This is a genomic window from Caballeronia sp. BR00000012568055 (genome assembly GCF_029439455.1).
GTDB lineage: Bacteria > Pseudomonadota > Gammaproteobacteria > Burkholderiales > Burkholderiaceae > Caballeronia.
The window spans coordinates 1-9,970 of the sequence record NZ_JAQFVG010000349.1; the positions used below are offsets into that span (position 1 = coordinate 1).

The window sequence follows — 9,970 nt, forward strand, 5'->3', positions numbered from 1 at the left end:
TTTCCAGGCGGAAAATCGCGCTAAGACCGCCACCGAGATCTTCGCTGCCCTTCAATCCGATCCGGCTGTTGGTGATCGCGCCGTTGGTCATGTAGAGCTTGTTGTCGTTATTCGCGTTCGCGTTGGTGAGATAACGCAGGCTGACGTCGGCGACGCCGTAAAGCGTGACCGAGCTTTGCGCGAAAACGGACTGGCTGGCAAGCGCAATCGCGCTCAGGCCAAGTGCGCCAAGCGCACGCGATGTGAGTGTCTTCATGATATGTCTTGTCCTGATCTCTCTTATTTCACTGAGCGCTCTTTTAGCGGCGGCTTTCGATTGACGGTCTAAAGGTCGTTCTGGCACGCTCGTTTTAAAAGGCTGGCGGACTTTTAACACATCAAATATCGCAGGCAAAATTCAACTGCAAGCAGAGTCCCTCTATTGTTGGGTTTTACGCAACAAAGCCGAATTGTTTAGCGCATGGCATTGACCGCTTAGCGGCCTTTGTGCAGCGGGCAAGCAAATTTATTTGTCGTTTAACACGCGGCGATTTCCTCCGTCGAGCCGAACAGGTGGCTTGTCAGAGGTCGCGAGCCATTCGTGACCCCATTGCATCAACGCGACCAGCACATTGCGCGCGATACCCAACTGGCTCTGAAACTCGTCGAAGCGCGCATTTCCTCATTTTCCGGCGAACTGCTACTCAGCTTGCGTGGTAGCTCGATAAAACCGTCTTGCCTATAGTTTCGTCACGCAACTCAATGCCCCGGCTATCTTGCGAGTGCGCTGGTCGCGCTCGCCCTCGTGGTCTCCGAGATCGCGACGATGCGTGTCAATGCTGTCGCGAATGCGAATGCGAAAGCGGTGAGCGCTTGCGCATCGGCTTGATTATTAATCAGGAACGCGAATCATATTGGCGAGCCAAGCGTAATGTGACAAAGGCGCGTACGCTCATCCGTGATTCGATACCTCGACCGCAAGCGAGCCTTCATCGACCACAACAGCCACCGCATCGAGCGATGCACCCGCGCACGGTCCTTCGATGCACCGCCCGTCCTCGAAGCGAAATATCGCGCTGTGATGCGCACACATCAGCACTTGCGCGCGATAGCAATGCACCTGACCCGGCTCATAATCGAGCGGCACGGAAAAATGCGGACATCGATTCACATAGGCCCACACGTTCGCACCGCGACGCACGACGATCACCGGCTTGCTTGCACCCGATGAATCGGCTGCATTGATCACGCGCGCGCCGCCGTCGGGTACATCATCGAGCGAGCACAGTTTCATATGCGATGCTCCGGGTTGCCCATGCTCCAGTCCCACGGCCTCACTTCGACGCGTTCAAACAAACCGGTCTGCATATACGGATCATTTTCGATAAAGCGCATCACGTCGTTGATGCCGTCCGCTTCGACCACCAGCAACGTGCCGTTCATCGCATCACCCTGCGGCGCGAGCGTCGGGCCACCAAGCCGCACGAATACGCCATGCCGCGACGCACCGCGTAAATACGTGCGATGCGTCGGCCGCACGCGCTCGCGCACGTCGCGCATGTTGGGGCGATCCGTGGCGAAGATAGCGAAATAGCGTCCCATGTTCATTCGCTCCGATCCAGCACGAAGTCATAAAGCGCTTCACGGCTAACGCCATCTTCACGCTCGCGATACGCCACCATCAACGAAGGCTTCACGCCGAATACCGCATCGGAATGGAGATACGGATCGTTTTCATCGAACAGATGCGTGACGAGCCTGCGATACCCCGGCGCATCGATCATGAAATGCAGATGCGCGGGCCGCCACGGATGCCGCCCCGTCGCGTTCAGCATGTCGCCGACGGGACCATCGGTCGGAATCGGATAGCTCACGGGCACGATGGTGCTGATGGCATAGCGCCCTTGCGCATCAGTGCGATATCGGCCGCGCAGATTGCCGTGCGGCTGCGCCGTATCTTGCCCTGAGTACATGCCGTTATCCGCTGTCTGCCAGACATCGAGCACCGCATTGTCGATCGGCGCGCCGTGGGTATCGAGCACGCGGCCATGCACGATAGCGCGTGTGCCCGGCGTGAATGCCATATTCTCGCCATATGCACGTTCCGGCATCCCTTCGATATAAAACGGGCCGAACACGGTACTGTCCGTTGCGCCCGTCGCGTGACGATGATTGATCGCATCGACCAGCATGGAGATGCCAAGTGTATCGGAGAGCAAAATAAATTCCTGACGCACGACGTCATCGCACTTTTGACCGGTTGCGGTCAGGAAGCGTATGGCCGTCATCCACTCGGCTTCGGTCGGCTCTACTTCATGCACAAACGCGTGAAGATGCTTCACCAGGCCTTGCATCAGCGTGCGCAATCGCTCGTCCTTCGTCTTCGCGAAACTGGCGATAACCTCTTCGGTCAGCGCTTGTTCAGGGGACATGTCTTCCTCCACGTTGTTTTATGGCGCCGCGCCTTCCCATGCCTTTTGCAGCAGCGCACGAATCGCATCGCGTTCGATGGGACGCGGATTCGCATAGGGATTACGGCACGCGAGATCGGCGGCTTCATCGAGTCCTGCTTCCGGCATACCGATACGCGCAAGCGCAGGTTCGATGCCGAGCCTGCGATTCAAGGCATATAACAGCGCACCGGCCTCTTCCGCACCTTGACCGCCGAGGGCACGCGCCACGCGTGACAGCGCTTCAGGCGCGGCGCTGTGGTTATAGTGCGCCGTGTGCGGCAACAATGCAGCGTGCATAGCCGCGTGCGGCAAATTAAAGGTGCCGCCGAGCGTATGGCAAAGCTTGTGATGCAGCGCCATGCCGACTGCCCCAAGACACGTTCCCGCCAGCCACGCACCGTATAGCGCGCGGCTTCGCATGGCGCGATCTTCGATATGCGGCAAGGCTTCGCCCAGCGCACGGATCGCTTCTTCCGCCATCAGGCTGATGATCGGATTCGCGTCTTCCGCATAGAGCGCTTCGACCGCATGCGCAATCGCATTCACGCCCGATGCCACCGATACCGCCGCCGGCAAGGACATCGTCAGCGAAGGATCGTAGATCACGGTGCGCGGCAGCACGCGCAGATCGCGGCCCGTGCGCTTCAAGCGGCCTTCGGTGAGGCCGTAGATCGGCGTCATCTCCGAGCCTGCGTAGGTGGTCGGCACCGCGATAATCGGTAATGAGGATTCCAATGCAATCGCCTTGCCGAGTCCGATGGTCGATCCGCCGCCCACGGCCACGCAACAATCCGCATCGAGCGATGCAGCTTTGTCACACGCCGCGTGCGCGACTTCCACCGGCACGTGCATCACCGCTTCGGCATGCACGCCCGCTGCGCGCTCGCCGAGCACGCGGGCGACTTCATCGGCCAGGGCGCGTTGTTCGGGCGTGGACAGAATCAGCGCACGCCGCGCGCCGAGCCGTTCCACTTCGGCGGGCAACTGCGCGAGCGCGCCCCATTCGAACACCACGCGCGATGGCATCGCCTGATAAACGAAGTGTTCCATCACGGTCTCAACGCTTGAAATGCGGCGGCACATTGCCGTCAACATTGACCCACACCGAACGCGCTTCGGTATAGTCGTGCATGGCTTCGAAGCCCATTTCGCGGCCATATCCCGATTGCCCCACGCCGCCGAACGGACTGCCCGGATTCACGCGCTTATAGCAATTGATCCAGCACATGCCCGCATGAATCTCCGCCGCCATGCGATGCGCGCGTGACAGATCGCGCGTCCACAAGCCACTACCTAATCCGTAGTCCGTACCATTTGCGATGGCGAGCGCTTCGTCATCGTTCTTGAAACGCAGCACGGTGACGAACGGCCCGAACACTTCTTCTTGCACGATGCGGTCTTGTGCCGTCTTCGCTTCGATCACCGTGGGCCGCACGTAATAGCCCTTCGCAAGCGATGCATCGTTCGGCGACGTGCCGCCCGTCAGCACGCGTCCGCCCTGCTCGCGCGCGACATCGACGAATGCCTTCACGCGTTCGAGATGTTGCAGCGACGTGAGCGGTCCCATTTCGGTGTCCGGATCAAGTGGATTGCCCACGCGCACCGAAGCGGCCAGCGCGACGAACCGTTCGAGGAATTCATCGGCAATGCGCTCGTGCAGGATCAGGCGCGAACCGGCGATACACGCCTGCCCTTGATTGTGAAAGATCGCCCACGCTGCGCCATTGATGGCGGCGTCGAGATCGGCATCGTCGAATACGATATTCGCGCCTTTGCCGCCCAATTCCAGTTGCACGCGCTTGAGATTCCCCTGCGACGCTTCGACGATGCGCCGCCCCGTCGCCGTCGATCCGGTGAACGCGATCTTGCCCACGCCCGGATGCTCCGCAAGCCGCTGTCCGGCCGTATGACCATATCCCGGCACGATATTGACCACGCCCTTCGGAAAGCCCACTTCCGCCATCAATTCGACGATTCGCAGCGTAGATAAAGGCGTAATCTCCGAAGGCTTCAACACGACCGTATTGCCCGCTGCCAGCGCCGGACCCATTTTCCAGCTCGTGAACATCAGTGGAAAATTCCACGGCACGATCTGCCCGACCACGCCGATCGGCGCGCGTTGCACGTAGTTGAGAAAGCCGGTCTCGACGGGAATCACCGAGCCTTGCAGCTTGTCGGCCATGCCGCCGAAATAACGGAAACACGCAGCGGTGCGCGGCACATCGAGCGCGCGCGAATCACGAATGGGATGACCCGTATCCAGCGATTCGAGCTGCGCGAGTTCTTCCGCGTTCGCTTCGATCGCATCGGCGAGACGCAGCAGCAGGCGTCCGCGATCCGCTGCGGCCATCGCGGACCACTGCGGGAAGGCGCGCGTTGCCGCTGCGACTGCGAGATCCACGTCCGCTGCCGTAGCAGCCGCGATCTTCGTGATGAGCGAGCCGTCGTGCGGATTGAGCACGTCGATGGTGCTGCCTTCGAGGGCATCGGTGAAACGACCATCGATGAAAAGTTGGTTATGCATAATTTTCGTCCTCGAGCACGGATTCAGAAATCGACCGGATACGGCTTCAGCTCACCGCTTTCGTAGCGCTTCGGCAGATTGGGCGTGGCGTTCTCCCACACAAGCAGCATCGAGCGTTTGGTCGAGTAGCCCTGATGACGGATATCGGCGGGCATTGCGCAGATATCGCCGGCGCGCATGGTGATTCGCGCACGCGGCGCGCCCGTGTTCTTGTCGCCAATGTCCCAGACGATTTCATCGGATAACTGAAGAAACCATTCCACGCGGTCGTTACCGTGAAAGACCGGCAGGATGTATTCCTCGGTCGTCGGGCAAAAAAGGCTTTGACCGCATACGGAAGTGACCGAAGGGTTCCACGTCACGTCCGATCGTGACAGATACTTGAACAGACTGAACGCATGCAGTTGCCCTTCAAAACCCGCTTCCACATGCACTTCGGGTTCGTCTTGCGCAACGTCCGCAAACGCGCGATTCACAGGCAGATCGTTACGCAAAGGCGAATCGCCTTCGAGGCCCGGCATGCGGCGCGTGGCAACGCGAGTGCGTTCGATAGCGGCATCGTTATCGCCGTGTTTGCGGCCAAATGCGGTGCCGGTTTCTTCGGGCGCAGCGAACGGGTCGAAGCCTTCGTTGGTCCAGTCGTGCAGGATCGCCTTGAACGTCGCCATGATGGTCGGCGTTTCGAAGGTCTCCATATAATCGACGCCCGCGTCTTTCATGATGCCGTTGAAAGAACCGGCGTAGATATCGACCTTGCCGTAATGATTGCGCGTGCCGAAGACGTGATCGAAGTTGACCCAGCCGTAGAAGAAGCCCCATGCGACGTCGCGCATCATCGCACGCAGGAAGGCATCGGCGGGCACGGCGTGGGTGCGGGTCTGGCCTTTTGCGGGCCAGTTGATCTTGACGAAGTATTCATCGCGCAGGAATTCGAATGCGCCCAACGTGAAGCGGCGATAACCGGTAACGGCATCGGGTTCGCTGGCCTGAACGGTGTCGGCAGCGAAGGTTTGATGATCGGGTGTATCGAGCATGGCCATGACTTGTCTCCTGAATAGCGTCTTTAATGCAGGCAGATGTCGGCCCACTTCTCCACCGACAACGCACCGAACAAGGTCTGCACGAGCGCCACGCCCGGCTTTTCCGCGCTGAATCGATACGCGCATCCGGCAGGCAGCAAAGCCTGATGTCCGCGACGCAATACGACATGTCCCATCGCACGGCCAGCTGGATTGTCAGCGAGCACGGTGCCCGCGGTGTTTTGCGGCGGGGTATCGAGCTTGATAAAGTCGATGCGCACTTCGCCATCCATCAGGATAACGAACTCATCATGTGAGCACGCGAACCACGGCGAACGCCCATCGGTGCGCAGCGTTTCGATCACATATTCGAGGTTCTTGCCAACGACGATCTTCTCGTAGGGCGCAGCATTCGCCGCGACTTCGAAGACGTTGGAAAAGACATAGTGGCTCGCCTGGCCACTGGTGATTTCGATCTCGCCCTTGCGGTATCCGTCGAGCGAGCCGAAGACGGTGTGAAACGCGGTGTCGGTCATTGCTGTCTCCTTTAGTTGAATGTCTTGCGTGATTCAACTTTAGGAGCGCAGCGACGCGTCAACAAGCGGCAGCGGACCGACTACGGCATTTGCGTTTCGCGAATAATGCGTTCAGGCAATCCAGCCGCGTTCGATCAACGGCACGTCCCACGCGGGTTCGGGCCCAAGTCGGTCCGCGAGAAATTCGACCAGCGCTTTCACCTTCAGCGCCTGTCGCTGCGTTGCGGGATAAACGGCCGCGAAATTGAGCGCCGCGAGCGCGTAGTCGGTCAAGATCGGCAGGAGCGAGCCTGCTAAAAGCGCATCGCTTGCGACGAGCGTCGGCAAACATACGATGCCCGCGCCAGTCAGTGCATAGTCGCGCAGCAAATGGACGGAGTTCGAGCGGATCATGCCCGGCAACTCCATTTCGACGACTTCATCGCTGCGCGTCATGGTCCATCGGTTACGCGATGGATAGCCCGAATAAAGCGCCGTGGTGTGCTGCAACAATTCACGCGGATGCTGCGGCGCGCCATGCGCGTGCACATACGAAGGCGCCGCGCAAAACAAGCGTCGAACGGTAAAAAGCCTTCGCTCGATCAGCGATTCCGATATCGGCGGAAAGATTTGAAACGCGACATCGAAACCTTCTTCGATCGGATCGACCACACGGTCATTGACGATGACATCGAGCTGAATGCCGGGATATTGGCGATTGAATGCGGCCATTGCCGCGCCGAAATGCCCGAGCGCAAAGCCCGGCAGCATTTGTATGCGCAGCCGTCCAGTGGGCGTGGCGCGCAATTCGCGCATCTGATCGGTCAGTTCATTGACGCGCCCGACCACTTCCGCGCATTCACGGTAGAACGTCTCACCCACTTCGGACAGCCGCACATGCCGCGTGCTGCGATGAAACAGCGGCGCATTGACGAACTTCTCCAGTTGCTGGATACGGTTCGTCACCACGGAACTGGTCACGCCGAGCTGCCGCGCCGCCTCGGCAAAGCTGCTGGTTTCCGCCACGCGCACAAAGGCTTCGATACTGAGAAATCGATCCATGCCGGTCTCTTATATTGTGTCTCCAGCATGGAGTGTAGCCTTGCTTATTCGATCACCGGCACTTCCGCCGATGCAGCCTGCTTGCGATTCACACGCGCAGGCGCGGTCTCCTCGAGCAACAGACTCACGCCGATACCCAGCACCACCGCGCAAATCGGCAGCCATAAAATATTATGGATGCCGAAATGTGTGGCGACGAACCCGGCAATCGCAGGCGCAATGCCGCCGCCAAAAATTTCACCCGCACCGACCACGATGCCGATCGCAGTGGAAACCATGCCGATGGGCGCGGCTTCCGTCGCCACCGGCCCGGACAACAGCGACACCAGGCCGAGCGTGAAGAACGCCGCCACGAACAGCACGATAAACAAGGCCAGCGGCTGCGCACCGAGTCCGCGAAACACGTAAAGCATCACGGCCGTGCCCGCGAATCCGACAATACACGCCACGCGCCGCCCGACGATATCCGACAATCCCGGCAAGCCGAATTGCCCGACAAAGCCGCCAAAGCCAATCGCGGACACCACCACGCCCATGCGCTGCGTATCGAGCGAAAGATAGTCGGTGAGATAGAGCGGCAGCATGGCGCCGAGCACGAACACGCCGGTCATCGCGCAGAACAGCGCCACCATGGCGATAGGAATATTGCGGCGCTTGAGCACATCGCGCCAGTGGCCGCGTTCGTGTTCCACCGAGGTCTGCGTTTCAGGCTCGCGGATCGTAAAGTACATCAACACGCCGATGATCAAGCCCGGCACCGCGACCAGCGCGAACACCCAGCGCCAGCTCATCACGCCGAGCAATTGCGTCGCGATGATCGGTGAAAGCGCGAGGCCGAACAGCGCGAAACCGCTTTGCTGAAGGCCTAAATTGAAGCCGCGCCGCTTGGGATGCGATGCGTCCGCAGTCGCAGCGAAGCTGGTCGGGCAGAACGATCCTTCGGCCACGCCCATCAATGCGCGCACCGCCATCAGGCCCGCCAATCCACCTGCCACGCCGGAGAATCCCGACAACAACGAGAACGCGATGATCGCCGGAATCAGCACTTTGCGTCGGCCGATCTTGTCGGAAATGCCACCCATCAACGCAGCAAACACGCCCCACGACAAACCCAATATGCCGATGCAATTCCCCACGTCCTGCGCGGTCAGATGCAGATCCTTCATGATCGATGGAAACAGCGGCGCGATCAGCCACCGGTCGAGTCCCACCAGTCCGAAGCCGAGCGCGAGCAGCGCCACGGCTTTCCATTCGTAGGTCGTATCCCACGGTTTCGCGTTCATGCCTGTCTCCTGTGTCAATGTCTTGTTCAAGGCGGTTAGCGCCGCCGTGAGACAGAGAGTGGCGCAAGCATCGCCGGAACAGAACGGGACAAGCCGCGAATGACGCATTTGCGAATCGCGAATAATGCTGTTTTTAAAGGGTCTGGCGCACGCAAACGTTGACGGCGCGACCGTAAAATAAGCCCTTGCTCGAACGGTATACACTGACGTTCGCAAACATTTCACTCTTTCGAACGGCCGCGTCAAGGCCCAACCCCATCGATACTTTATGAACGCTGTCGTGGACCAGGAGTCTCCGGAGCAGATTGCACATGACGTGGCCGCAGTCGGGCGAATCGCGGCGGTGTCGTCCATTCTCGACGTGATCTGCAACAACACCGGCATGCGCTTTTCAGCCGTCGCGCGCGTCACGGATCACTCGTGGACCGCATGCGCCGTAAAGGACGATCTGGCGCTCGGCCTGCTGCCCGGCGGCCAACTGGAATTGCAGACCACGTTGTGCATGGAATCGCGTTTGGCGCGCGAGCCGATCGTGATCGATCATGTGAGCACGGACCCGCATTATGCGAGTCATCACACGCCGCGTATCTACCATCTGCAAAGCTATATTTCCGTGCCGATCGTGCTGCCGGACGGCGAATATTTCGGCAATCTCTGCGCGCTAGATTCCGTGCCGCACACGGTTTCGACGTCCAGCACGGTGTCCATGTTCAAGGCGTTCGCCGAACTGATCGCGTTGCATCTGCATAACGAGCGTCTGAGAGAAAACGAACTGCGGCGCAGTGCGGCAAGACTCGCGCAAGAGCAGCAAACGAGCGCGTTGCGCGAGCAGTTCATCGCCGTGCTCGGACATGATCTGCGCGGGCCGCTATCGGCCCAGAGCGTGTCAAAACGGACGACGGCCAGGGATGAAAAGATACTGATTCGGCGTAAGTCTCGGAGGCGGTCGTATAGAGGAGCCTGATCTTACCGCAGCGGAGTCGTCGCCCCGACTCGAGAGTCTCTAAGGGCATCACGCCCGTATTGCCCTCACAATCGCATCCGAACCGAGTAGCTTAATCACTCTCTTTAGGTTGTACGCAAGCACATGCAGGCTCATTTCCGTGCTCACCCGTTCGATGGTTCGGGTCAGAAA

The 9,970-nt window shown here is 59.6% G+C and carries 11 protein-coding genes; 1 reads left to right on the top strand and 10 read right to left on the bottom strand.

Features of this window, described 5'->3' with window-relative positions:
• The 10 genes from P7F28_RS30595 to P7F28_RS30640 form a co-directional block, all read right to left on the bottom strand.
• Window positions 1-256 (bottom strand): porin (locus tag P7F28_RS30595; protein WP_277188884.1); only part of this gene is annotated, 256 nt, incomplete at its 3' end.
• 675 nt (window positions 257-931) lie between these two features.
• Window positions 932-1,273, bottom strand: a complete 342-nt coding sequence (locus P7F28_RS30600; protein ID WP_277188885.1) for a Rieske 2Fe-2S domain-containing protein — start codon at window positions 1,271-1,273, stop codon at window positions 932-934.
• On the bottom strand, window positions 1,270-1,581 hold the full coding sequence (locus P7F28_RS30605) for a YciI family protein (protein WP_277188886.1): 312 nt from the start codon (window positions 1,579-1,581) through the stop codon (window positions 1,270-1,272). The genes P7F28_RS30600 and P7F28_RS30605 overlap by 4 nt, the downstream gene beginning before the upstream one ends.
• A 2-nt stretch (window positions 1,582-1,583) precedes the next feature.
• Window positions 1,584-2,411 (bottom strand): intradiol ring-cleavage dioxygenase, encoded by an 828-nt coding sequence (locus P7F28_RS30610; RefSeq protein ID WP_277188887.1) that lies wholly within the window; start codon window positions 2,409-2,411, stop codon window positions 1,584-1,586.
• A gap of 18 nt (window positions 2,412-2,429) precedes the next feature.
• Window positions 2,430-3,482 (bottom strand): maleylacetate reductase, encoded by a 1,053-nt coding sequence (locus P7F28_RS30615; RefSeq protein WP_277188888.1) that lies wholly within the window; start codon window positions 3,480-3,482, stop codon window positions 2,430-2,432.
• Window positions 3,483-3,489: 7 nt separating this feature from the next.
• The gene (locus tag P7F28_RS30620) at window positions 3,490-4,956 is read right to left on the bottom strand and encodes an aldehyde dehydrogenase family protein (RefSeq protein ID WP_277188889.1); all 1,467 of its coding nucleotides are present in this window, start codon (window positions 4,954-4,956) and stop codon (window positions 3,490-3,492) included.
• A gap of 23 nt (window positions 4,957-4,979) precedes the next feature.
• Window positions 4,980-5,996 (bottom strand): hydroxyquinol 1,2-dioxygenase, encoded by a 1,017-nt coding sequence (locus tag P7F28_RS30625; RefSeq protein ID WP_277188890.1) that lies wholly within the window; start codon window positions 5,994-5,996, stop codon window positions 4,980-4,982.
• Between the two features lie 23 nt (window positions 5,997-6,019).
• Window positions 6,020-6,511 carry a hydroxyquinol 1,2-dioxygenase gene (locus tag P7F28_RS30630; RefSeq protein WP_277188892.1) on the bottom strand — a complete coding sequence of 164 codons (492 nt, stop codon included), beginning with the start codon at window positions 6,509-6,511 and terminating at the stop codon, window positions 6,020-6,022.
• Window positions 6,512-6,622: 111 nt separating this feature from the next.
• Entirely contained in the window at window positions 6,623-7,552 is a 930-nt protein-coding gene (locus P7F28_RS30635; protein WP_277188894.1) for a LysR family transcriptional regulator, read from the bottom strand.
• A 44-nt stretch (window positions 7,553-7,596) separates the two neighbouring features.
• Window positions 7,597-8,835, bottom strand: a complete 1,239-nt coding sequence (locus P7F28_RS30640) for an MFS transporter (RefSeq protein WP_277188896.1) — start codon at window positions 8,833-8,835, stop codon at window positions 7,597-7,599.
• Between the two features lie 268 nt (window positions 8,836-9,103).
• On the opposite strand from P7F28_RS30640, the gene P7F28_RS30645 reads away from it, so the two are divergent.
• Window positions 9,104-9,799 carry a GAF domain-containing protein gene (locus tag P7F28_RS30645; RefSeq protein ID WP_277188898.1) on the top strand — a complete coding sequence of 232 codons (696 nt, stop codon included), beginning with the start codon at window positions 9,104-9,106 and terminating at the stop codon, window positions 9,797-9,799.
• The last annotated feature ends 171 nt before the right edge of the window (window positions 9,800-9,970 follow it).

Excerpts from the sequence above, each read along its gene's own strand:
- P7F28_RS30600 (WP_277188885.1), bottom strand. The coding sequence starts at position 1,273 with ATGAAACTGTGCTCGCTCGATGATGTACCCGACGGCGGCGCGCGCGTG.
- P7F28_RS30605 (WP_277188886.1), bottom strand. The coding sequence starts at position 1,581 with ATGGGACGCTATTTCGCTATCTTCGCCACGGATCGCCCCAACATGCGC.
- P7F28_RS30610 (WP_277188887.1), bottom strand. The coding sequence starts at position 2,411 with ATGTCCCCTGAACAAGCGCTGACCGAAGAGGTTATCGCCAGTTTCGCG.
- P7F28_RS30615 (WP_277188888.1), bottom strand. The coding sequence starts at position 3,482 with ATGGAACACTTCGTTTATCAGGCGATGCCATCGCGCGTGGTGTTCGAA.
- P7F28_RS30620 (WP_277188889.1), bottom strand. The coding sequence starts at position 4,956 with ATGCATAACCAACTTTTCATCGATGGTCGTTTCACCGATGCCCTCGAA.
- P7F28_RS30625 (WP_277188890.1), bottom strand. The coding sequence starts at position 5,996 with ATGGCCATGCTCGATACACCCGATCATCAAACCTTCGCTGCCGACACC.
- P7F28_RS30630 (WP_277188892.1), bottom strand. The coding sequence starts at position 6,511 with ATGACCGACACCGCGTTTCACACCGTCTTCGGCTCGCTCGACGGATAC.
- P7F28_RS30635 (WP_277188894.1), bottom strand. The coding sequence starts at position 7,552 with ATGGATCGATTTCTCAGTATCGAAGCCTTTGTGCGCGTGGCGGAAACC.
- P7F28_RS30640 (WP_277188896.1), bottom strand. The coding sequence starts at position 8,835 with ATGAACGCGAAACCGTGGGATACGACCTACGAATGGAAAGCCGTGGCG.
- P7F28_RS30645 (WP_277188898.1), top strand. The coding sequence starts at position 9,104 with ATGAACGCTGTCGTGGACCAGGAGTCTCCGGAGCAGATTGCACATGAC.